Origin of the sequence: Knoellia sinensis KCTC 19936 (assembly GCF_000768705.1) — a bacterium.
GTDB classification, from domain to species: Bacteria; Actinomycetota; Actinomycetes; order Actinomycetales; family Dermatophilaceae; genus Knoellia; species Knoellia sinensis.
Window position 1 is genome coordinate 223,327 of the sequence record NZ_AVPJ01000003.1, and the last position, 21,391, is coordinate 244,717.

Annotated in this window: 20 protein-coding genes and 1 tRNA gene; 5 read left to right on the plus strand and 16 right to left on the minus strand. The window is 68.6% G+C overall.

The features are described from left to right. Nucleotides 1–65: 65 nt before the first annotated feature. The 3 genes from N802_RS05790 to N802_RS05800 all read right to left on the minus strand — a co-directional run bounded on the left by N802_RS05790 (nucleotide 66) and on the right by N802_RS05800 (nucleotide 2,946). Complete coding sequence (locus N802_RS05790; RefSeq protein ID WP_035913523.1) at nucleotides 66–1,157, minus strand: substrate-binding domain-containing protein; 1,092 nt, start codon at nucleotides 1,155–1,157, stop codon at nucleotides 66–68. A gap of 112 nt (nucleotides 1,158–1,269) precedes the next feature. Further along, nucleotides 1,270–2,454, minus strand: a complete 1,185-nt coding sequence (locus N802_RS05795) for an ROK family transcriptional regulator (RefSeq protein ID WP_035913525.1) — start codon at nucleotides 2,452–2,454, stop codon at nucleotides 1,270–1,272. A gap of 408 nt (nucleotides 2,455–2,862) precedes the next feature. Then, nucleotides 2,863–2,946, minus strand: a tRNA-Tyr gene (locus N802_RS05800). A gap of 95 nt (nucleotides 2,947–3,041) precedes the next feature. Here N802_RS05800 and N802_RS05805 point away from each other — a divergent pair. Next, complete coding sequence (locus N802_RS05805) at nucleotides 3,042–3,536, plus strand: YajQ family cyclic di-GMP-binding protein (protein ID WP_035913528.1); 495 nt, start codon at nucleotides 3,042–3,044, stop codon at nucleotides 3,534–3,536. A 129-nt stretch (nucleotides 3,537–3,665) separates the two neighbouring features. Beyond that, nucleotides 3,666–4,097 carry a nuclear transport factor 2 family protein gene (locus N802_RS05810; protein WP_035913531.1) on the plus strand — a complete coding sequence of 144 codons (432 nt, stop codon included), beginning with the start codon at nucleotides 3,666–3,668 and terminating at the stop codon, nucleotides 4,095–4,097. Here N802_RS05810 and pepN read toward each other — a convergent pair. The 10 genes from pepN to N802_RS05860 form a co-directional block, all read right to left on the minus strand. Next, nucleotides 4,077–6,536, minus strand: a complete 2,460-nt coding sequence (gene pepN, locus N802_RS05815; RefSeq protein ID WP_035913534.1) for an aminopeptidase N — start codon at nucleotides 6,534–6,536, stop codon at nucleotides 4,077–4,079. The genes N802_RS05810 and pepN overlap by 21 nt on opposite strands. A 45-nt stretch (nucleotides 6,537–6,581) precedes the next feature. Next, nucleotides 6,582–7,148, minus strand: a complete 567-nt coding sequence (locus N802_RS05820) for an NADPH-dependent FMN reductase (RefSeq protein ID WP_035913846.1) — start codon at nucleotides 7,146–7,148, stop codon at nucleotides 6,582–6,584. A gap of 188 nt (nucleotides 7,149–7,336) precedes the next feature. Next, entirely contained in the window at nucleotides 7,337–8,227 is an 891-nt protein-coding gene (gene htpX, locus N802_RS05825) for a zinc metalloprotease HtpX (protein ID WP_035913537.1), read from the minus strand. Between the two features lie 57 nt (nucleotides 8,228–8,284). After that, complete coding sequence (locus tag N802_RS05830) at nucleotides 8,285–9,736, minus strand: NADH-quinone oxidoreductase subunit N (protein ID WP_035913540.1); 1,452 nt, start codon at nucleotides 9,734–9,736, stop codon at nucleotides 8,285–8,287. Continuing rightward, nucleotides 9,733–11,223 (minus strand): complex I subunit 4 family protein, encoded by a 1,491-nt coding sequence (locus tag N802_RS05835; RefSeq protein ID WP_035913543.1) that lies wholly within the window; start codon nucleotides 11,221–11,223, stop codon nucleotides 9,733–9,735. Before N802_RS05835 ends, N802_RS05830 begins: the two co-directional genes overlap by 4 nt. Continuing rightward, nucleotides 11,214–13,145, minus strand: a complete 1,932-nt coding sequence (locus tag N802_RS05840) for an NADH-quinone oxidoreductase subunit 5 family protein (RefSeq protein ID WP_035913545.1) — start codon at nucleotides 13,143–13,145, stop codon at nucleotides 11,214–11,216. Before N802_RS05840 ends, N802_RS05835 begins: the two co-directional genes overlap by 10 nt. Continuing rightward, nucleotides 13,142–13,477 (minus strand): NADH-quinone oxidoreductase subunit NuoK, encoded by a 336-nt coding sequence (gene nuoK, locus N802_RS05845; protein WP_052109468.1) that lies wholly within the window; start codon nucleotides 13,475–13,477, stop codon nucleotides 13,142–13,144. The genes N802_RS05840 and nuoK overlap by 4 nt, the downstream gene beginning before the upstream one ends. Next, nucleotides 13,474–13,989 (minus strand): NADH-quinone oxidoreductase subunit J family protein, encoded by a 516-nt coding sequence (locus N802_RS05850; RefSeq protein WP_035913550.1) that lies wholly within the window; start codon nucleotides 13,987–13,989, stop codon nucleotides 13,474–13,476. The genes nuoK and N802_RS05850 overlap by 4 nt, the downstream gene beginning before the upstream one ends. Then, nucleotides 13,986–14,627, minus strand: coding sequence for a 4Fe-4S binding protein (locus N802_RS05855; protein ID WP_084071901.1), 642 nt, complete (start codon nucleotides 14,625–14,627; stop codon nucleotides 13,986–13,988). The genes N802_RS05850 and N802_RS05855 overlap by 4 nt, the downstream gene beginning before the upstream one ends. Then, the gene (locus tag N802_RS05860) at nucleotides 14,624–15,580 is read right to left on the minus strand and encodes a complex I subunit 1/NuoH family protein (RefSeq protein WP_035913552.1); all 957 of its coding nucleotides are present in this window, start codon (nucleotides 15,578–15,580) and stop codon (nucleotides 14,624–14,626) included. Before N802_RS05860 ends, N802_RS05855 begins: the two co-directional genes overlap by 4 nt. Before the next feature lie 226 nt (nucleotides 15,581–15,806). Between N802_RS05860 and N802_RS05865 the strand changes: the two genes are divergently transcribed. Together N802_RS05865 and N802_RS05870 are read left to right on the plus strand one after the other, a co-directional pair. Next, nucleotides 15,807–16,292: a DUF6220 domain-containing protein gene (locus tag N802_RS05865; RefSeq protein ID WP_035913555.1), complete on the plus strand. Its 486-nt coding sequence runs from the start codon at nucleotides 15,807–15,809 to the stop codon at nucleotides 16,290–16,292. Then, complete coding sequence (locus tag N802_RS05870; RefSeq protein WP_245613841.1) at nucleotides 16,279–17,835, plus strand: multicopper oxidase family protein; 1,557 nt, start codon at nucleotides 16,279–16,281, stop codon at nucleotides 17,833–17,835. The genes N802_RS05865 and N802_RS05870 overlap by 14 nt, the downstream gene beginning before the upstream one ends. A 138-nt stretch (nucleotides 17,836–17,973) precedes the next feature. On the opposite strand, the gene N802_RS05875 is transcribed toward N802_RS05870, so the two are convergent. Both N802_RS05875 and N802_RS05880 read right to left on the minus strand, forming a co-directional pair. Then, nucleotides 17,974–18,504, minus strand: a complete 531-nt coding sequence (locus N802_RS05875) for an STM3941 family protein (RefSeq protein WP_156971302.1) — start codon at nucleotides 18,502–18,504, stop codon at nucleotides 17,974–17,976. Beyond that, the gene (locus N802_RS05880) at nucleotides 18,501–19,052 is read right to left on the minus strand and encodes an NADH-quinone oxidoreductase subunit C (RefSeq protein WP_035913563.1); all 552 of its coding nucleotides are present in this window, start codon (nucleotides 19,050–19,052) and stop codon (nucleotides 18,501–18,503) included. The genes N802_RS05875 and N802_RS05880 overlap by 4 nt, the downstream gene beginning before the upstream one ends. A gap of 38 nt (nucleotides 19,053–19,090) precedes the next feature. Here N802_RS05880 and N802_RS05885 point away from each other — a divergent pair, with 38 nt between their 5' ends. Then, on the plus strand, nucleotides 19,091–20,170 hold the full coding sequence (locus tag N802_RS05885) for an aminotransferase class V-fold PLP-dependent enzyme (protein ID WP_084071903.1): 1,080 nt from the start codon (nucleotides 19,091–19,093) through the stop codon (nucleotides 20,168–20,170). 64 nt (nucleotides 20,171–20,234) lie between these two features. Here the strand turns inward: N802_RS05885 and N802_RS05890 are convergent, their stop codons facing one another. After that, nucleotides 20,235–21,269, minus strand: a complete 1,035-nt coding sequence (locus N802_RS05890) for an SGNH/GDSL hydrolase family protein (RefSeq protein ID WP_035913566.1) — start codon at nucleotides 21,267–21,269, stop codon at nucleotides 20,235–20,237. Nucleotides 21,270–21,391 lie beyond the last annotated feature (122 nt).

The following is a 21,391-nucleotide window of genomic DNA, read 5'->3' on the forward strand; positions in this document are numbered from 1 at the left end:
TCGTGCGAAGTGCCGGGTGGTCGGTGCCTGACCGACCACCCGGCGCTCGCGCTCACAGGGCTGGATCAGCTGATGCCCAGCTCGGTGCACTTGGCTGCGTACTCGGCAGTGCAGATGTCGGCCACGTCATAGAACTTGTCGGCGACAATGGTGTCCTTGATGTTCGCCTTGGTCACGACGACCGGGTCGAGCAGGGTCGCGGGGACACCCTCCTTGTCGGCGGAGGCGGTCGGCTTCTGCTTGTTCGCCAAGGCGATGGCGTTCTTCGCGGCGTCCTCGGCCTGCGGCTTGATGGCCTTGTAGATCGTCAGCGCTTGGTCGCCCGAGATGATCCGCTGGATCGCAGCGAGTTCAGCGTCCTGACCGGTGACGGGAGGGAGTGGGTTGACGCCGCCACCCTTGAGGGCTGCGATCGCGCCACCGGCAGTGCCGTCATTTGCGGCATAGACGCCGACGAGGTTGGCCTGCACCGCGCCGATCTGGCTCTCCATCCACTCCTGGGCGTTGTCCGGGCTCCAGTCCGGGGTGTCGAACTCGGCCTTGACGGTGTAGCCACTCGAGTCGAGCACGCTGTGGGCGCCGGCCTTGAAGTCCGCGGCATTGGCGTCGGTGGGAGAGCCGTTGATCATGACGATGTCGCCGGAGGTCTTGCCTGCGGCCTTCAGCGCCTCGACGAGCCCGGTGCCCTGGAGCTCTCCGACCTTCTTGTTGTCGAAGGAGACGTAGTAGTCGGAGCCGGCGATGAACCGGTCGTACGCGATCACAGGAACACCCTGAGCCTTGGCGTTCTGCACGATCGTCACCGCGGACTTGCCGTCGACAGCACTCATGACCAGAACCTCGGCACCCTGGGTGATCGCGGCCTCGGCCTGCTGCTGCTGCTTGGCGGCGTCCTGGTTCGCGTTGCTGTAGATGACCTCGCAGTCCGCGCAGTCCGCCTTGACGGCAGCCTCGAACAGCGGCTTGTCGAACGCCTCGTACCGGGCGGTCTTGTTCTCGGGCAGAAGCAGCGCGATCTTCTTGGCGCTGTCACCGGAGCCTCCGGTGGCGCCGGACGAGCCGGCGTCAGAGCCGTTGTCGCCGCAGGCGGCGAGTCCCGTGACGGTGAGACCGAGAGCGAGCGCGGCCCCGACGATGCGGATCGGTCGAGTCTTCATGCGATTCTCCTGAGGCTTGTCCGCAACCTCTCTGGTGCGGTCATTGGGATTCAACTCCGCCTCGACGGTTGTCGTCAAGGCTTGAATGCAAGCAATTGAGACAACGAAATGGTTACGGCTGCCCCACGAGGAGAGCCGCGCGGTCCGCGTCTTCGCGCACCTGGTCGGCCAGGGCGAGCGCGCCCACGGCGTCTGCCACGTCAGGATCCAGCACGCCGACGCGCACATCGACGGTTGCCGCTGCGCTGGGAATCGCGCAGCGCTCGATGGCCTCTCTCATCGGCTGAAGGACGATCTCGCCGAGTCTGGAGACCTGACCGCCGAGGACGACGACCTCCGGGTTGAGCAGATTCACCACACCTGCAACGGCCACTCCGACGTGCCGGCCGGAGTCCTCGAGAACGCGGCGGCAACCCGCGTCGCCGTCGAGCGCCCGAGAGATGACGTCCCTGAGCGTGAGCGACCCGTGCGTCGCGCGCAGCGCGGTCAGCACGGCCTGCGCGCCGACAAACGTGTCGAGACAACCGCGATTGCCGCACCTGCACACCGGGCCGTTCTCGTCGATCGTCACGTGCCCGATCTCTCCGGCGGTGCCCGCGCTGCCTCGGAAGACCTCGCCCCCCAGGATCAGCCCAGCCCCCACTCCGTAGGACGCTTTGATGAAGACACCGGTCGAAACACCCTGCAGCGCACCGAATTTCGCCTCCCCGAGAGCAGCGAGGTTGGCAGTGTTGTCGAGGAGCACCTGAGTGCCCAAGGCCTCCTGCATCACCGCCCGGACGTCGACGCCACGCCAACCGGGGAGGATGCCGTTGGAGCCAACGAGACCTGTCACGGTGTCGATGGGGGCTGGAAGTCCGACCCCCACCGCCCGCACGTCGCTGGGCATGTGCCCGCTGTGCGCGATGAGCTCGTGGATGAGTCGGGCGCCTCGATCGATGCCTTCGTCGGCGGCATGGTCGGCAGGCAAAGGCATCCGCTTCTGGGCAACGATCTCCTTGCCGCCGGTTCCGATGACCACGCGCACGTCACGGTCTCCGAACACCACCGCACCGATGAGGCCCGTTGATGCGGCCAACGACACCCGCACGGCGCGTCGCCCATTGCGGATGCTGGGCGAGAGGATGACGGCGCCCGCCGAGTCAAGCTCTTTGACCACATTCGACACCGTGGCGGCCGACAGCCCAGTCACTCCCGCGATCTCGACCTGGGTCAGCGCGCCATGCTCGCGCACGGTGTCGAGGACGCGCAGGCGGTTCATCTCACGCAGAGACGCCTGGGAACCCGGTGCGGGCATTGAGTTCACCGAGTCAACATAAGGGTTCGGCTCGGGTTTCGGAAGTAGGAACCCTCCCACACCCTGAGGTAGCAGGACATGGCACCTCCGCCGTGGCAGCCACGTGAGCCGAGCAGTGCGCTGCATTCCTTCCTTGAGTTCAGGTCTTGGCAGCTATCCCGCCGACCCCTCGCCCACTGTCAGCGTGTTGTGCGGCCTTCGCGGTCGTCGAGCACGAGCTCGCGGAGTGGTCATTCCGGCTTCTCGAACGCTCGTCGAGCAGCGTGGCCGCCGAGCTGACATGGTCCCCGGACGATGAGGGCCCCTGAGCGAGCGCGATGCCGGGCTGGTCGAACTGAACGTGAACGCACGGTGAGGTGCATGACGAAGGCCCCTGACCGGCATACCGATCAAGGGCCTTCGTGCACGTGGTGGCAGGTGAAGGATTCGAACCTTCGAAGCTTTCGCGACGGATTTACAGTCCGCTCCCATTGGCCGCTCGGGCAACCTGCCGTGCGCGTGGAAGGATAGCAAGCCAACCACCCAACAACGAAACCGTGCCCTCGGACGGCCCACGCGGCCGTCCGGCACACGACCGAGGAGGACCCGTGGCGGACAGCTCCATGGACATCGTCAGCAACTACGACAAGCAGGAGATCGCCAACGCCGTCAACGCTGCAGCCAAGGAGGTCGCCAACCGCTACGACTTCAAGAACGTCGGCGCCAAGGTGGAACTCTCCGGCGAGTCGATCTCCATGCAGGCCAATTCCGAGGAGCGCTGCCTCGCCGTGCTCGACGTCGTCCAGACCTGGCTCGTCAAGCGCAAGGTGTCGCTCAAGCACCTCGACGTGCCCGAGGCCGGACCGCGCCTGTCGGGCAAGGAATACAAGCTCGACGTCCCGCTCAAGCAGGGCATCTCGCAGGAGAACGCCAAGAAGATCAACAAGCTCATCCGCGACGAGGGCCCCAAGGGCGTGAAGTCCCAGATCCAGGGCGACGAGCTGCGCGTGTCGAGCAAGTCCCGCGACGACCTGCAGGCCGTGCAGCGGATGCTCAGCGGCGCCGACCTCGACGTGGCGCTGCAGTACACCAACTACCGCTGACCCGCCCCAACTTTCGCTCCCCATGAGGGGACGTCCGGGGTCCGGAGGGTTCATTTTCCTCCGGACCCCACACCTTTCCTCCGGTCGCCAAACGGAAGACGAAACGACGCGGCGGCGGGAACATGAGGCATGACCGCCACTGATCGCGAGGAGTTCCTCAGGTGGTTCAGGACGACCCTGGACGAGGCTGAGCGTGCACTGCACAACGGCGCCCCTGAGCCACGCCGCGCACTGTGGTCGCGCGCTGAGCCGGTGAGCGTCCTCGGCGCATGGAGGAATGCCATCGGGCAGCAGGAGGTCAACGACCTCTTCACCTACCTGGGGGCGAGCTTCAGCGATTGCGCCTCCTGGACCACGGAGCTGCTGGCCTGCGACGTTGTGGGCGACATGGCGTTCACGGCCGCCCTAGAGCACACCAGCGTCTCCGTGGACGGCCAGCCGCGGATCTACACCCTGCGGGCGACGCAGGTCTATCGCAGGGAAGACGGCCAATGGCGGGTCGCCCATCGCCACGGCGACACCGTCGTCGAGCAGCTGGATTCAGGCCCAGCGGGCGCGTGACGCAAGCGCCTCTTCGAGCTTGCTCAACTCGTCGCCCATCGCGCGCCGCACACCGGCCGTGATGTCCGGGCGGGCGATCGCCTCGTGCACCACCTCAACGGTCTCCGGCTCGACGATCAGCGACGGAAACGCCAGCGTCGCAACGCGATCCAGTGCGTCGGCGCCGACCCACTCGGCCAGGTGCGGGATGTCGGAGACATAGCGCGCGGCATACGGACGAAGGTCGTCGACGGAGCCGCTCGACCAGAAGCCGGTGGCCAGCGCGTTGAGTTCGTAGTTGCTGCGCTCACGGTTCGTCGTGATCTCGCCCCACGCCCATTCCTTGTCCCGTATGCCGGGTCGCGCGGCGCGCGTGGTGAGCGCGGCCAACCGCCCCGAGAGAGTCGTGTCGTCGGCGCTGACACGGTCGATGAGGTCGTCGGGGGCGAGGTCGAGCCGGGCCATCCTCTGGAGCACGAGCCACCGGAAGTCGGAGTCGCCCTCGAGTCCGACCGGCAGGGACGCACCGGACACCCAGCCTGTGAGCCGGTCGTCGTCGTCAGTCGTCCCAGCGAGCACGCGCGCTGCGACGAGTGCCCGGTCCGAACCCGGCTCCGCGCCCTGGAGCGCCATGAGCGCTGCGCCGGCAATCCGGCCCCGGGCCTCGGCAACGCCGTCGGGCACGATGAACTGCGGCACGATCCGCTCCGTGAAGGCGAGCGCCACGCGGGCCATGAGCGCGTCGTGCGGCTCCCCATGCCACGTGGCAGTGAGGATGTCGAGGGCAACGCGCGGGTCGAGGTTCCCGCGGTAGACACCGGTCAGCACCGATCCCCACACGACCGACCGGGCCACGGGGTCGCCGATCGCCGGGAGCTCGTGAGGCAGGCCAGCAAGCGTCGCCTCGTCGAGGTCGATCTGGGCCCAGGTGAGGTCACTGGCGTTGGGCACGACCACGATCGCACCTCCGAGGCCGTCGACACTGACCTCGGGCTCGTCCAGGGTGACAGGAATCCGGAACACCTCGGCTCCGTCAGTGAATCCCGCGACGTCGAGTGCGTGGGTGCGATCAGCCGGGTAGTTCTCCGGCGTCGTGCGCGTCATGGCGCCGTCCCGATCGAGCGCGATGACGTCGACCCCCGCGGTCTCGAGCCAGGCCTGACTCCACATGTCGAGCGACGAGCCGTGCGCCTCCTCCATCGCAGCGAGGAACTCGGACAGCTCACCGTTGCCGTGCTCGTGCGAACGCAGGTATGCCGTGACGCCGGCGTTGAACGCCTCCTCACCCATGTGCGCCACCAGTTGACGCAGGACGGACGCGCCCTTCGCGTAGGAAATGCCGTCGAAGTTCTCCAGCGCGCTCTGCGCATCGGGAGCGGGCGACCCGGCAACAGGATGGGTCGACGGCGCGCGCTCAGCGGCGTAGCCCCACTGCTTGCGCGAGATCCCGAACTCGACCCAGGCGTCCGTGAACTCAGTCGCGGCGCTCGTGCAGGTGTAGGCCATGAACTCGGCGAAGGACTCGTTGAGCCAGAGGTCGTCCCACCAGCGCATCGTCACGAGGTCGCCGAACCACACGTGCGCCATCTCGTGGGCGATGGTGTTGCTGCGCTGGAGTACCTGCTCGCGCGTCGCCGCGCCCCGGAAGAGCATCGTGTCGCGGAAGGTCACGCACCCCGGGTTCTCCATGGCGCCAGCGTTGAACTCCGGGACGAAGACCTGGTCGTAGTCGCCGAACGGATAGCGCACCCCGAAGGTCCGGTGGTAGTGGTCGAAGGACTGCTTCGTCACCTCGAGCATCTGCGGTGCGTGACGCTCGAGAACCTCCTGAAGTGAGCGTCGCGCGTGAATGCCGAGCGGAATGCCGTCGTGCTCGTCACGGACGGACACGTAGGGGCCGGCACACACGGTGACGAAGTACGTTGCGAGCGGCAGGGTTTCGCTGAGCTGCCACACGTTGTCGTCACCGCGGGTGGCACGCCCATTGCCGAGGACGACCCACGACTCGGGAGCGCGGACGGTCACGACATAGGGCGCCTTGAGGTCGGGCTGGTCGAAGCAGGCGAAGACCTTCGGCGCAGCGTCGAGGAAGAGGTGTCCGTAGACGTAGTCCTCGCCGTCGGCCGGGTCGGTGCTCCGGTGCAGACCCTGCCCGTCGCGCGAGTAGTCCATGGTCGTGACGACCTCGACGACGTTGTCCGCAGCGAGTCCCGTGAGCGGCAGGCGCCCGTCGACGATCGCGCCGGGATCAACGTGTATGCCGTTCAGCTCGATCCGCTCGCAGCTCACCGCGCGCACGTCCAAGAAGGTCGACTCACCGGGAGCCCTGCAGGAGAAGCGGATTCGCGTCGTCGACCCGAAGAGCTCCCCTCCTCTATCGAGGTCGAGGTCCACCTCCATGCGGTCGACGGAGATGAGGTGCGCCCGCTGCCGGGCTTCGTCGCGAGTCAGGGATGGCACGCCGCGATCGTGTCACACCGCGGCGGCCGCCTCTTCGCGATTGCCTCAGTTGCGTGGCAGAACCGTGAGAACCCGTTCGACGTGCTCCTGGAACTCCTGCATGTAGCTCGCGAGGACCTCCTTGGACTCGGCATCGGTGACCTCACCCGTCGGAAGGTAGATCTCGGGGTCGAACTGGATGTAGGCCTCGGGAGCCGTCATCTGGCGCGCATTCACGAAGCTGAGGCAGAGCCGGAGGGTCTGCTGCCCGACCGCAGTGCCGATGTTGCCAGGCGAGGTGCCGATGACACCCGCCGGGACGTGGTCGAAGGAGTTCTGCCCCCAGGGACGTGATGCCCAGTCGATGGCGTTCTTGAGGGCACCCGGGATCGAGCGGTTGTATTCAGGGGTGATGAAGAGCAGGGCATCGGATGAGGCAATGGCGTCCTTGAGGGCCGTCGCCGATGCGGGGTAGTCGTTGTCGAGGTCACGGTTGTAGAGCGGCAGGTCGCCGATGGGGATCTCGGTGAACTCGAGACCGTCGGGAGCCACCGCGATGAGGCAGGTGCTCAGGATCCGATTGATGGAGTCCTTGGACAGGCTTCCGACGATGTATCCGACCTTGCGCGCCACGCTGACCTCCGGGTGATCGAACGACGGTCCGGGTTCGGACCACGAGCACCAGCGTGGCACCGCCTCGTTCACTCCACCAGAGGAGAGAGACGGAGTCCATGCGCGACCGCTGCTGCAATGACGGGGAAGTCGTCGGGTGACGCGGCAATATCCGCGTCACCCGACGACTTCCGGGTCGTGCTCGGGCGTCAGTTGGGGCGGTAGCCCGTCGCCATGCCCTGGAGTCGCGCGATGCGGTCTGCCATCGGCGGGTGGGTCGCCATGAGACGCGAGATGTCCTGCGCGCGGAAGGGGTTGGCGATCATCATGTGGCTCGCGTTCACGAGGTCCTTCGTCGGAGCCAGCGGCGCCTGTGACACCCCAGCCTCGAGCTTGGCCAGGGCGGACGCCAGCGCCAGCGGGTCGCCGGTGAGGTTCGCCCCGTCCTCGTCGGCGTCGTACTCACGGGTCCGCGAGATCGCGAGCTGGATGAACATCGCAGCGATAGGTGCAAGGAACGCCATCGCGAGACCCGCGATCATGCCGCCTGGGTTGTTGCTGTCGCGGTTGCCACCGCCGAACATCGCGCCGAACGAGAGCACCTGCCCGATGGTGCTGATGACGCCGGCGATCGCAGCCGCGACGGATCCGGTGAGGATGTCGCGGTTGTAGACGTGCATGAGCTCGTGTCCGAGCACGCCGCGCAGCTCACGCTCGTCGAGGAGCCGCAGGATGCCCTGGGTGCAGCAGACGGCCGCGTGCTGCGGGTTGCGGCCCGTCGCGAACGCGTTGGGCGCCTCGGTCGGGGAGATGTAGAGCGCGGGCATCGGCTGACCGGCCTTGGTCGAGAGTTCGCGGACGATGCGATACATCGCCGGCGCCTCGGCCTCGCTCACGGGGAACGCGTGCATCGCCTTGATGGCGAGCTTGTCGCTGTTCCAGTACGAGTAGAACGTCGTCGCGAGGCCGATGAAGCCGAACACCCAGATGAGGATGGGCATGTTGAACGCGTTCGCCGCGATCCAGCCGAGCCCGAGCAGAAGCGCCCAGATGAGTCCGAAGAGGCCAGCGGTCTTCAGGCCGTTGAAATGGTTGTGCATGTCATCTCCAACGCGTGAGTGAGCACGGATCGTTCCGACAGGGCGCGGGGGCGCTGGTCAGGAGACTAGCCCGAGGAGGACCTGCGGGAGCACGCTCGTGACGACGAGGACGGCCGTGCCGGCCACCGCGACCGCCACACTTGCCCGGCGACGCCCGGGTCGCTTCGGCGCCGACGCGTCCGGATCACCGAACATCACCGCGAACCACCGCACATAGACGGCGATGCCGAGCACTGCCGCGACCACGGCCACGACCGCCACCGGCCACAGCCCCGCGTCGACGACCGGTCGGATCGTCATGACCTTGGCAACCAGTCCGATGATGCCCGGCGGCAGTCCGGCCAGGACGAGGAGTGCGACAGCGAGCGTCCCTCCCGCGATCGGGTCGCGTCGCAGAAGACCCTTGTATGCCGTGAGCTCCCGTCCGTCTTCGACGTGCTGTCCGTGGATGGCTCGGACCGCAGCGAACGCGACGAGGCTGGCGACGGCATACACGAGGACGTAGATCGCGGCAGCCTGACGGCCGGCGACGGACAACGCGGTGAGCGGCAGGAGGACCCAGCCCGCCTGGGCGATCGTCGACCACGCGAGGAGGCGGACGACCTCGGTCTGGCGCAGGGCCATGACGGTGCCGGTGAGCATCGACGCGACGGTGACGATCACGAGGGCGGCGACGACGGTGTGGGGACCGGGCGACAGGTCGAGGACGGACTCATAGGGCGCGAGGACGACGAGCAGCGCGCCGACTGCCGCGATCTTCGAGGCGGACGCGAGGAGTGCCGAGATGGGCAGCGGACCTGACGTGAGGGTCGTCGGCGTCCAGGCATGGAACGGCACGGCCGAGATCTTGAACGCCAGCCCGGCGATGAGCACGACGGTCGCGAGGCTCGCGAGGACGCGCTGCTCGGGCACGGCCCATGCGGTGGCCAAGGACGGGCCGGTGAGCGTCGGGTCTCCGGTGGCAGTGACCCAGAGGGCGGCACCGAGGACGAGGAGGCCGAACGACACCAGTGAGGTTGTGAGGAGGGTGAGGGCGCCGTGAGCAGCAGCACGTCGGTCGCGCCAGGCGACGAGCGCGATCACCGGCAGAGTGGCGAGCTCGAGCGCGATGAGCCAGGTGCCGAGGTCGGTGGCCGCGACGACGGCCACGGCGCCGCTCGCCGACGCGAGCAACATGACGACGTCGACGACACCGGCCTTGCGCCACGACATGAGCGCGAGCACACCGAGCGTGGCGAGGAGTGCCGCGATCTGCAGGGTGCTCGCGAGGGGGCTGCCGTCCCACATGCACCGCCCGTCCGGGGCCGGCGTGCACAGGGTGAGGCGAGGGTCGCCGGCGTCGAGACCGGGCACGGCGGCGACCGCGCCACCCAGGAGGCCCAGCGCACCGATGACCGGCGCGGCCAGTGAGGCACGAGGAACCACCGCGTCGACGACGAGCACGAGCAGCATCGCGGCCACGGGAATGAGGGCGGGGAGGAGCAGGGCCCACGAGATCTGCAGGGTCATCGGGCTCCTCCGACGAGGGTGGCCACGGCGTCGGCGGTGACGTCCAGGACGAGGAAGGGTCCGACGCCGATGGCGACGACCGCGACCGCAAGGGTGGCGATCACGGCGAGTTCGATCCCACGGGTGTCTGCAGCCTGATCGACAGCGTCGGCCGTCACCTCGTCGCCGACCCAGACGATGCGCGCCACTCGGAGCGCATAAGCGGCGGCGAGCGCGGCACCCACGGCCGCGATGACGGCGCACGTGCGCAGGATCCCGGTGTGGTGCACCGGGTTCCATGCCGCCACGAGGGCGAGGAACTCACCCCAGAAGCCAGCGAGCCCGGGCAGGCCGAGACCAGCCGCGAGTCCGAGGACGAGGGCGAAGCCGAGACGCGGGGACACCTCGCGCAGAGCCGGTCGCACGACGGCCAGGTCGACCGAGCCCCACCGCTGCTTGAGCCCACCGACGATGACGAAGAGGAGCGCCGAGATCACCCCGTGGGCGATGTTGCCGAGGAGGGCCGCCTGGAGCCCGATCTCGGACCCGGAAGTGAGCGCGAGGACGACGAAGCCCATGTGCGCGACCGACGAGAAGGCGATGAGTCGCTTGAGGTCGCGTTCGACGAGGCAGATGAGACCACCCCAGATGACGCCGATGGCGCCGGCGATCGCGAGGACCGGTGCGATGCGCCCGAAGCCGTCGGGAACGGTGGCGACGGGCAGCCGCACGAGTCCGTAGGTGCCCAGCTTCAGGAGCACGGCGGCCAGCAGCACTGACCCAGCCGTGGGGGCCGTGGTGTGGGCTGCCGGAAGCCACGTGTGCAGGGGGAACACTGGCACCTTGACGGCGAGGCCGATCGTGAGCAGCAGGGCAATGAGGACCTGCTCGCCGGAACCGAGGCCGGCGGCCGCCCGCGGGAGGGCACCGAGGTCTGCCGTCCCGGCACGGGCCACGAGGAGCAGGATCCCGACCAGCATGAGGGTCGAGCCGATGGCGGTGTAGAGGATGAACCGGGCCGAGGCGTCCGCCCGCTTCGCGGCGCTGTGCGGGTCGCCGTAGCGGCCGATGAGCACCCACATCGGCACGAGGACGACCTCGAACGCGATGAAGAAGAGGACTGCATCACGTGCGGCAAAGGCCGCGAGCGCTCCGGTGATGACGAGGAGCAACGAGCCGAGATAGGTCGCGGCACTCCCGGCACCGGGCGACTCCCACGGCCGCTCGACCCACGCGTGGCCGACGACGAGGATTCCGATCACGGCCGTGAGGACGATGAGCGGTGCGCTGATCCCGTCGATCTCGAAGTGCCAGCGCACGCCGAGGTCGGTGATCCAGGCGCGGTCGATGACGGGCCGCATCACGCTCGCGACGACTGCGGCGCCTCCCCCGATGGCAGCGGCCACGAGGGCGACGACCCGAGCGGTCGCCGGCGCGAGCGCACGACCACCGGTGACGAGCCAGAGTCCGACGGCTCCGGGGGCGAGAAGCATGAGGATCAACGCCATGTGAGCACCGCCGTCCCGGCCGCGACGATGAGTCCGAGGGCGACGAGTCCGACTCCTGCGGACGGCGCCTCACGTCGGTGGCCTCGGTCGGTGAGCCAGCCCGCGATGCCCGCCGAGGCCGCAGCTCCACGCACGTAGCCGTCGACGACCTCACGGTCGAGGAACTCCACGATCCGCGCGAGCCAGAGGACCGGTCCGGCGACAAGACGCCGGTATGCCGTGTCGAACCCGAATCCGTTGTCAGCCAGGGTGCGCTGGCGCACAGTGCGGACGAACGCGTTGCGCGGGTCGCCGTAGCCACGGGCGAGCCAGACCACTCCCGCGCCGATGCCGATGAGGAGCGCGGTGAGGAGCATCCACCACATCGACGCCCGGTGGAGGTTGAAGAGGCCGGTGAGCATGACCAGCCCGCCGACGACGGTGAGCACAGTGAGAAGGGCGAGGGAGGCGAGGACGGGGGCGGACGGCATACCGGAGTGGTCGTGCTGCTCCTCAAGAACGGCCGTCTCGTCGAGCTCGTGAGCCGCCGTCTCGTCCCCGACCGCGTGTGACCGCGTGGACACGGATCGTTCTCCGTCGGGGGCCGCGACGACCAGGTAGGCCCGGGTGGCGTAGGCCGCGGTGAGGACCACGGTCACGAGCAGGGCCGCCAGCACGACGACGCCTGGCCCGCCCGAGCCGATCGCGCCTTCGTAGGCCGTGACGATGACGTGCTCCTTCGAGAGCCCGCCCACCACGAACGGAGCCCCGGCCAGTGCGAGGAGGCCGAACAGCCAGGCGACCAGCGCGAGCTGGTGCACGTGGCCGGACCCACGCAGGGCCATGGCGAGGGTCGAGCCAGCGACGACCGAGAGCCACCCGATCGTCAGGAAGAGGAGGGACTTGAAGATCGCGTGCGACCAGAGGTGGAACAGGCCCGGGTCAGGACCGATCGCCTCCGTGGCCGTCGCCAGGGCGGAGAGCATGATCGCCACCTGGCTCACCGTCGACCACGCGAGCAGGCGCTTGAGGTCGGATTGTCCGAGGGCGAGCGCGGCCGCCCCCACCATCGTCATGGCCACGGCGATGCCGAGCAGCCAGCGGGCACCGTCAGCCAGGACGAGGACCGGGAAGAGCTGCGCCAGGACGACCGTGCCCGCAGCAACCATGGTGGCTGCGTGGATCAGCGCAGAGGCCGGGGTGGGGCCCTCCATCGCGTCGGGCAGCCAGTCCTGGAAGGGGAACTGCGCCGACTTGCCGAGGACGCCGATCACGACGAGGGCGAGCAGGACGGAGCGCGTCCAGGGCTCGGGAACAGCGCCGCCCTCACCTGTCCAGTGGGAGACGACCGCATCGAGCCCGGTCGAGCCCGCGCCGGCGCTCAGGCCCACGATGCCGAGGACGAAGCCGATGTCGGCGACGCGTGTGACGATGAAGGACTTGTAGGCCGCGCGGCGAGCGCTCTCCTTGCGGGACCAGTGGCCGATGAGCAGGTAGGAGCACCAGCCCATGACCTCCCAGCCGATGAGGGTGAGCACGAGGTCGCGGGCGTGGACGACGAGCATCATCGCGGCCGTGAAGAGCGACACGGTCGCGGCGAACTGGGCGAGCCGGTCGTCGTCGTCGAGATACCACTGGGTGAAGACCAGCACGACCGCCGCGACGAGGGCGACGATCGCGGCGACCGCGGCCGTCGTGGGACCAGAGCCGAGTGCGAGCGGCATCTCGAGGTCGCCGACGTGGAAGGTGTCGGACGGTTGCGCCGTGCGTTGGTTCCGGGTCGGAGCGACCGCCATCCCGATGATCCCCACGACGACCGACACGATGGCTGCGCCCGACGCGACCCGAGCCGCGAGGTGAGGCGTGCGCCGCAGGCCCAGGGTCAGCAGGGCCGCGAGCACGGGAATGAGGACGAGGAGGGAGGACACCCAGAGCGCGCTCACACCTGCTCACCTCCTCCTGCCCCGACCTCCGCCTTGGAGTGCGGTTCATCGAGATCGATCGAGCTGCGGTGCCGGAAGGCGGCGAGGATGACCGCGAGCGCCACGACGACCTCGGCTGCGGCGATCGTGATGACGAACAGCGGGAGGACGCTCGACGCCTCCCAGCGTGAGGGGCTCGTGGCACCGGATGCGACGAGGAGGACGAGGGACCCCGAGAGGATCAGCTCGACGCCGATCAGGAGCAGGACGGCGTTGCGGCGGACGGTGACGCCCATGACGCCGAGGCCGACGAGAAGTGCGGCGAGGATGTAGGGACCCGCGAGGTGGATCACTCCCCCGACACCTCCTCGGCGCGGCGACCGCGGGACACTGCGAGCGCGGCGATGAGCGCGGCGAGCAGGAGCACGGACAGTGCCTCGAACGGCCACACCCACGTCCCGAAGATCTCGGTCGCGACGGCCTGGTTCGAGATCTCACGCCGCTCGACGGCGCCGCCGGCCAGGGGCAGGAGCGCTGCGAGCAACAGCGCCGTGGTCGCAGCGCCCGCCGCTCCGGCCAGCATGCGTCGCCACCACGGCACGTCGTGGACGAGGTCCGGCCCGATCGGCGCGCGCGTCAGCATGAGCGCAAAGAGCACGAGCACGACGATCGCGCCCACATAGACGAGCACGAGCACCAGCGCCACGAGCTCATGTCCCAGCACGAGCAGACATCCGGCGACGCCGAGCAGGGCAACGACGAGCCACAGTGCGGCATGCACCACGTGGCGGGTCGTCACGGCCAGCAGCCCACCCACGACGGCCAGTGCCCCACACGCCGCAAAAGCCAGGTCGAGTCCCGTCATGCGTCCGGTCCTGCAGCAGGGCGTGGCTCGCGTGGCTCCCGCGGCTCCCGCGCTGCCCTCGTCGGGCGAGCGGGCTTGTTGGCGGCCGTCACCTCGGCCGGCTCGGCGGAGCGCTCGTCGAGCGCGGGCGGCGGCGGGACGGTCTCCATCCACCCGCCGAGCCGCTCCTTGTCGTGGAGGAGGTCGCGGATGTCGGTCTCGGCGTACTCGAACTGCGGACTCCAGAACAGCGCGTCGAAGGGGCAGACCTCGATGCAGATCCCGCAATACATGCACAGCGAGAAGTCGATGGAGAAGTTGTCGAGGACGTTGCGCTGGCGGTCACGACCACCCTCGGTCGTCGCCGGGATCGTCTCCTTGTGCGAGTCGATGTAGATGCACCAGTCAGGGCACTCACGCGCGCAGAGCATGCAGCTCGTGCAGTTCTCCTCGAGCAGCGCGATGACGCCCCGGCTGCGCGGGGGAAGGTCAGGCGCGACATCGGGGTATTCGTGCGTGTGCGCCTTCTTCGTGGCTGTCTTGGCCGTGGTCGCCAAACCCTTGAGTATGCCGGGCAGCAGGCCCTTCGTGCTGGCCTTGCTGCCGCTCGGGCTGGGCTTCTGCTGGCCGCCCTTCGCGTTGCTCTTCGCGCCACTCATTGCGTCATCACCACGCCAATTCCGGTGAGCGCCAACTGGATCAGCGCCATGGGTAGGAGTCGGAGCCAAGCGAGCCGTTGCAGCTGGTCCTCACGCATGCGGGGCCAGGCCACCCGGAACCAGATGACGAGAATCGCGACGCCGAAGCCCTTGAGCAGGGTCCACAGCCACCCCAGTTGCTCGTCGAAGGGCCCTCGCCACCCGCCGAGGTAGAGCACGGCGAAGAGGAGGGAGAAGACCACGATTCCGGCGTACTCGGCGAGGAGGAAGAAGGCGAACCGGAGTCCGGTGTATTCGGTCCACGGCCCCATGACGAGCTCGGCGTCGGCGATCGGCATGTCGAACGGCGGGCGTTGCAGCTCGGCGAGGGCCGCGACGAGGAAGACGATCGCGCCGGGCAGCTGCCAGATCAGCCACCAAGGCGTCCAGGCCTCGACCACGCCAGACAGGCTCAGCGTTCCGGCGGCCAAACAGGCCGACGCCACCGCGAGCACCAGCGGCAGTTCGTAGGACACGAGCTGGGCGGCAGAACGCAGCGCTCCCAGCAACGCGTACTTGTTGGCGCTCGCCCAGCCCGCCATGAGCGTGCCGAGCGCCCCGACGCTCGTCGAGGCAAGGACGAGCACGGCGCTGCCCGGAACGTCGACGGCAGCCACGCCGGACTGCAGCGGCAGGGCCGCCATCGCCAGGAGATAGGGCACGAGCGCCACGAACGGGGCGACCCTGAAGATCCAGCGGTCAGCCGCGCGTGGAGTGATGTCCTCCTTCTGCGCGAACTTCACCCCGTCCGCCACGAGCTGGGCCCACCCATGGAAGCCACCGGCATACATCGGTCCGAGACGGCCCTGCATGTGTGCCATGAGTTTGTGCTCGGTCTGGCCGACGAGCAGGGGAAACACGAGGAAGGCGGCCAGCACGGCCACCGACCTCACCACCACTTCGAGCACGCTCATCGTGACGCAGCCTAGACGGCGCCGACTCCGCACGGTGCCTGCCGCCCACCGGTGGCATTTTCCGTAATTCGCAGGACAGCGGGAAGTTCTGCGCGGGACGATGTATCTGGGGCCAAGCCGGAGACCTCTTTCATTTCGCAGGGACATTCCCCTGCGAACTTCCCGGCGCGGCCGCCGGTGCCTCTCTGGCACCCCTCGGTCGGGCCCTGTTCAGAGAGGCTCCACCATGCGGACTGTCTACCGCGTCCTCGCCGGCCTGGTGGCCGTCGAGGTCATGCTTCAAGCGGCGTTCGTCGTCTATGGCGACGCCGGACTGGGGATCTACGTCGAAGAGGGCGGCGTCATCGACAAGGCGGGGATGGAGGCGGCGTTCGAGTCCGGCGAGGCTCCGTTCCCCGAGTTCATCGGCCTGATGCTCCACGGCATGAACGGGATGATGGTCATCCCGATCATCGCCCTCCTGCTCCTGATCTCGTCGTTCTTCTCCAAGGTTCCCGGGGGCAGCAAGTGGGCCGGCATCGTGCTCGGCCTCGTCGTTCTCCAAGTGACGCTCGGGATCCTGGGGCACAGCTTCCCGATCCTCGGGGCGCTGCACGGGATCAACGCGCTGCTCCTCTTCTCGGCAGCGGTCTGGACGTTCTACCGTTCGCGCCGACTGTCCGGTGAGGCTTCAGCGACGCCGGACGTCCCGCTCGACCGTGTCGCTGTCTGAGGAGACGGCGGCCACTCGGGGTCGCGGCAGAGGGCGAGTGGCACTGCTGCTCGCCCTGGCCGCGACCCTGGCCATCACCCTGCCGCTCGGCTGGATGTGGAACGCGAGCCGGATGCCCGACACCTATTCGGTCATGGACATGGGGGTCCACGACCCAGGACTCACCGTCGCTGCCGCAGGTCACGTGTCGGGCGGGCCGGGCGCCCACCAGAGCGGGCCCCCCGTCGGGTCGGCCGGAAACGGCGCACCGATCTCGGTCAGGGACCTCACGGAGAAGGAGGGTGGGACGCCGGACGTCAGGGTGCGGCTCGTGGCCGCGGAGGGGTCGGTCACGATCGGACCCGGCGTCTCGGTGCCCGGCTACACGCTCAACGGCACGTCGCCGGGGCCGACGATCAGCGCCACTCAGGGGGACCTCGTGGAGGTGACGCTGGTCAACGAATCGGTGCCCGGCGGGACGACGCTGCACTGGCACGGCCTCGACGTGCCCAATGCCGAAGACGGGGTCGCAGGCGTGACCCAGGATGCCGTGGGTGTCGGCCAGTCGCACACCTACCGCTTCGTCCTGCGCCAGGTCGGCACCTACTGGTACCACTCCCACCAGGTCTCCCACGAGCAGGTGCGCAAGGGCCTCCTCGGGGCGATCGTCGTGGCGCCCAAAGCTGCGACGGCGGCCACCACCGCGGCGGATCTGACGTTGCTGTCGCACACCTACGGCGGCAAGCGCACGCTCAACGGGAAGGTTGGTGAACAGCGCCTCGACGCGGCGGCCGGGGACCGGGTCCGGGTGCGTGTCATCAACACCGATCCCGGCGTCGCGCCCGCGTGGGTGAGCGGGACGGCATACAGGCTCGTCGCCATCGACGGAACGGACGTCAACGAGCCCACACCCATCGAGGGGAAGTCGATCATCGTCCCGGCGGGAGGGCGCGCCGACCTCGAGCTCGAGGTCCCCGCGTCGGGTGCGGCGCGGGTGCAGCTGAGCGGGGTGTCGCTCGTCATCGGGCCGACGGGATCAACCGCACCCACGACCCGAGCGCCGGGACAGTCCGTCGACTTCCTGACCTACGGAACGCCGACTCCGCTCGCCTTCGACCCGGACACGGCCGATCGTCGGTTCGTCTACTCCATGGGCCGCCGGCCGGGCTTCGTCAAGGGACGCCCGGGGATCTGGTGGTCGATCAACGGCAAGCTCTATCCCAACGTCCCGATGTATACCGTCTCCGAGGGCGACGTCGTCCGGATGAAGATCAGCAACCACAGCAACGAGACCCACCCGATGCACCTGCACGGGCATCACGTGGTCGTGCTCGCTCGGGACGGGAAGCCGGCCACGGGCAGTCCCTGGTGGACCGATTCTCTTGAGGTACCGGTGGGACGCACGTTCGACGTCGCGTTCGTCGCGGACAACCCCGGCATCTGGTCCGACCACTGCCACAACCTGCCCCACGCCCAGGAGGGTCTCATCGCGCACGTCATGTACGAAGGGGTGACGACGCCCTATCGCGTGGGCGGCTCGTCCACGCACAACGAACCCGACTGAACCCGGCTCCGCCCACTCACTGCCCGTCCCGAACTCACCCAATTGGACGGTTGGGCACACAACCCGCCCGTATGCCGTCCGCCCACCGCCCGTCCCGAACTCACCGAATTCCTCGGTTCGGGACAGAACACCAACGCGTCAGGTGCGAGGTGGATTCGAGTCGAGGCGAAGGCGGGAACGTTCGAGCCGCTCGTTCATGAGGGCGAACAGGGAGTCGTAGTCCGTCTTCAGCCCCGTCGAGGCGATCGTCACGGGCGTCCCCATCATCGACAGGTTGACCCGGGCATACCGCCGCGACACCGCACTGAGCCGCGCCACGTAGTCCTCAGGATTGCGCAGCCCGACCACCAACACGTTGGCGCCCTGATGGCTCCACGTCCCCAACTCCGTGACGTCGGCCCACAGGACGCGCCCGACCGCCCCGGCTGAGGACTGATCGGTGAACCCTTCGTCGTCCACAACCAGGCCCGGTCCGCTCCGGAAGAGCGCGTGCAGGATGTATGCCCCAAAGACGCCGAAGGTCACGAGCCCAAGAATGCCGATGACGGGACTCTCCGCTCGCCAGATCGCCACCGAGCCCACCACGAAGAGCACGCAGCCACCGAGGGCCAGCAACGTCTTGACCCGACTCCGCTCGATCACCACCGACTCGGCCCCACCCAGCGTCACGAGCGCGGACCCCACTCGGGACCGGGAACTCCGGGCGCCTGGACCCGACGCCGCGATGGCGACTTGGACGAGTCGTGCCCCTCGCCGGGCTCCTTGCCTCCGGGCCACTGCTTGGAAGCCCGTGCTGCCAGGACGAAGGACTTGCGCAGGGGCGTGCCCTCGAAACCCTCCGGGAGGAGCAAGGGTCGCAGCCCTCCTTCCGACCCGTCGTCGAAGCCGGAGAACTCCACCCCGAACATCTCGTGCGTCTCACGCTCGTGCCAGGCGGCACCGGCATACACATCGGTGACGGACGCGAGCGCGACGCCGTCGGGGACGCGTGTCGTGAGCCGCATGGCGCGCAGCCCTTCGAGCGCCTCGCCCACGACAGGGTCGATGCGGGGCAGCGCCAACGCGCGCAGGACGACGTCGTAGCCCGGGTTGGCCTCGTCATAGGTCCGGTCGACCGCGCTGAGCCAGTCGAAGAACGTGAACCCGGTCGCGTGGGCCGCCGAGACGGCCTCGTGCCACTCGCCGGGCGCGACGTCGTGCAGCTCATCGGTGCTCACCCGCGCAGCGTATCCGCAGTGTCCGCTAACGTCGCTGGATGACCGCACCGGACACCCCAGGGCCAGCCACGGGCTGGCCGTGGGCCGAGCACTTCGACGCTGCCATGCCCTACTTCGGGACCGCGACGGCAGGGCTCCCCCCGCGGGAGACCAGCGAGGCCATGACGGCCGTACTCGACCAGTGGCGCACCGGGCGCATCGACGGGCCGGGATTCGACCCAGCCGTGACGCGCGCCCGGGAGTCCTACGCCCGTCTCGTCGGGGTGGACGCCGGGGCGGTCGCCATCGGACATCAGGTCTCACCCTTGGTCGGGCTGATCGCGAGCAGCGTCCCGGACGGCGCGGAAGTGTTGGTGCCCGAGGGGGAATTCACGAGTGTCACGTTCCCCTTCGCGGCACACGAGGCGCGTGGGGTGCGGATCGTTGAGGCACCGTTGTCGAACCTGGCCGAGCATGTGACCGAGCGGACGGCGATCGTGGCCGTCGCTGCAGTGCAATCCGCAGACGGTGCCGTCGTCGACCTCGACGCCATCGAGGCATCGGCCCGCGCCCACGGAGTCGATGTCCTCGTCGACCTCACCCAGGCGGCGGGGTGGCTCGAGGTCGATGCGAGTCGCTTCGCCTACACGGTGTGTGGCACCTACAAGTGGCTGCTGTCACCGCGCGGGACGGCCTTCCTCACGGTGCGACCTGATCGCTGGGAGACGTTGGTGCCCGAGCACGCCAATTGGTATGCCGGCGAGTCGCCATGGGAGTCGATCTACGGCTTGCCGTTGCGGCTGGCCAGGGATGCGCGGCGCTTCGACGTGTCGCCCGGGTGGTTCTCCTGGGTGGGGACGGCGGCGTCGTTGGACTTCCTCGAGCGCGTCGGTGTCGCGGAGTTGCAGCAGCATGCGCGCGCCGTTGAAGCCGCGTTCGCGCACGCGGCGGGGTTGCCACCGGGGACCAGCGCCATCCGGTCGCTCGAGGCCGACGACGCCGTGGCCGGGCTCATGGCCGAGGCCGGAGCCGTGGCCAGCGTTCGGGCGGGCCGACTGCGACTGTCGTTCCACGTGAACAACACGATTCAAGAGGCCGAGCAGCTCGGCCGACTCCTCGCCGGTCACGTCGCCGACTGACTGCAACCTGCCTTGTGTGCCCCAGCGCTCGCCATGGGCAGTGCTGGGGCACACAAGGCGAGGGTCAGCGAGCCTGGCGGGCCGACCAGACGCGGTCGGCGGCGTCGATGCTCGCCCGGGACGACAGGTCGACGCCGGCTCGGGCAGCCGCCGCCTTGACCTCCGGGGTGGAAAGGTCAGGAGCGCGGAACTCCTTCGGCGTGATCGAGGCGTCCTGGACGGCATACGTCCGCTGTTGTGCCGCAAGCCGCTCGGCGCTTGCCCTCGCCTTCTTCGCCGTGGCGGCCGTGAGCTTGAACGCGCTGCCGGTGAGCGGCGGGCTCACCGTCGGCGCGTAGCCACCGCTCTGGCCGGCCACGTTGGGGTGATAGCTCTCGTCGATCGGGCTGGACAGCCCGTTGATCCACTCGGGTGAGTCGCAGACGGCGTGGCCGAGGAAGCGCGACGTCGGGTTGGCAAACGTGAAGCCCTTCGCGCCCGCTGCCGCCGACGTCTTGCTGTTGAGCAGGTCTGCCGTCTGGTTGAGCCGCGTCTGCTCACTCGGCGAGAACCAGGTGAAGGCGTTGCAGTCCTCACCCATGAAGACGCGCGGGTATCCGACGACGACGACCTTGGCATTCGGCGCCTTGGAGCGGATCGACGTGTAGAGCGTCGAGAGCTGACCCGACAGAACGTTGTTGATGTAGTTCTGCGCTCCGTCGATCGCGCCGTTGCAGTTGCTCGCCCAACCCGGCATCGCGCATTCGGTGAGGACGTCGGCGAACCCTGCGTCGTTGCCGCCGATGGAGATGCTCACGTGCGTCGTCGACGCCGACAGCGCACTGAGCTGGGTGTTCGTGACGTCGGGGATCTTGGCCCCGGAGCAGGCCCGGAAGTTGAGCGTGAGTCCCTTCGCGGCTGCGATGAGCGACGGGTAGGCGTGGGTGGACCGCTTGCACGCCGTCCCGTCGTTGATGTAGCTGCGGGTTCCGGTGCCCGAGGAGTACGAGTCACCGAGGGCCACATAGGACGTCGCTGCCTGTGCGGGTGCTGCGCTGATCACAAGGCTCGTCGCGGCGGCTGCGGCCGCGAGAAGCCCCAAGGAACGGACTGTCGCCATTGACATCTCCATTGCTGGCAGGGGTAGGTGAGGGGAAACCTAGGGCCACCGAGACGCTCGCACGTGACTTTCGTCACGGGATTTTGCCAAGTCCTTACCAACGGGTATGCCGTCCGCCCCCG

Excerpts from the sequence above, each read along its gene's own strand:
- N802_RS05855 (WP_084071901.1), bottom strand. The coding sequence starts at position 14,627 with ATGAGTGGCGCGAAGAGCAACGCGAAGGGCGGCCAGCAGAAGCCCAGC.
- N802_RS05850 (WP_035913550.1), bottom strand. The coding sequence starts at position 13,989 with ATGACGGGACTCGACCTGGCTTTTGCGGCGTGTGGGGCACTGGCCGTC.
- N802_RS05810 (WP_035913531.1), top strand. The coding sequence starts at position 3,666 with ATGACCGCCACTGATCGCGAGGAGTTCCTCAGGTGGTTCAGGACGACC.
- N802_RS05795 (WP_035913525.1), bottom strand. The coding sequence starts at position 2,454 with ATGCCCGCACCGGGTTCCCAGGCGTCTCTGCGTGAGATGAACCGCCTG.
- N802_RS05860 (WP_035913552.1), bottom strand. The coding sequence starts at position 15,580 with ATGAGCGTGCTCGAAGTGGTGGTGAGGTCGGTGGCCGTGCTGGCCGCC.
- N802_RS05790 (WP_035913523.1), bottom strand. The coding sequence starts at position 1,157 with ATGAAGACTCGACCGATCCGCATCGTCGGGGCCGCGCTCGCTCTCGGT.
- N802_RS05865 (WP_035913555.1), top strand. The coding sequence starts at position 15,807 with ATGCGGACTGTCTACCGCGTCCTCGCCGGCCTGGTGGCCGTCGAGGTC.
- N802_RS05885 (WP_084071903.1), top strand. The coding sequence starts at position 19,091 with ATGACCGCACCGGACACCCCAGGGCCAGCCACGGGCTGGCCGTGGGCC.
- N802_RS05835 (WP_035913543.1), bottom strand. The coding sequence starts at position 11,223 with ATGGCGTTGATCCTCATGCTTCTCGCCCCCGGAGCCGTCGGACTCTGG.
- N802_RS05830 (WP_035913540.1), bottom strand. The coding sequence starts at position 9,736 with ATGACCCTGCAGATCTCGTGGGCCCTGCTCCTCCCCGCCCTCATTCCC.
- N802_RS05890 (WP_035913566.1), bottom strand. The coding sequence starts at position 21,269 with ATGGCGACAGTCCGTTCCTTGGGGCTTCTCGCGGCCGCAGCCGCCGCG.
- htpX (WP_035913537.1), bottom strand. The coding sequence starts at position 8,227 with ATGCACAACCATTTCAACGGCCTGAAGACCGCTGGCCTCTTCGGACTC.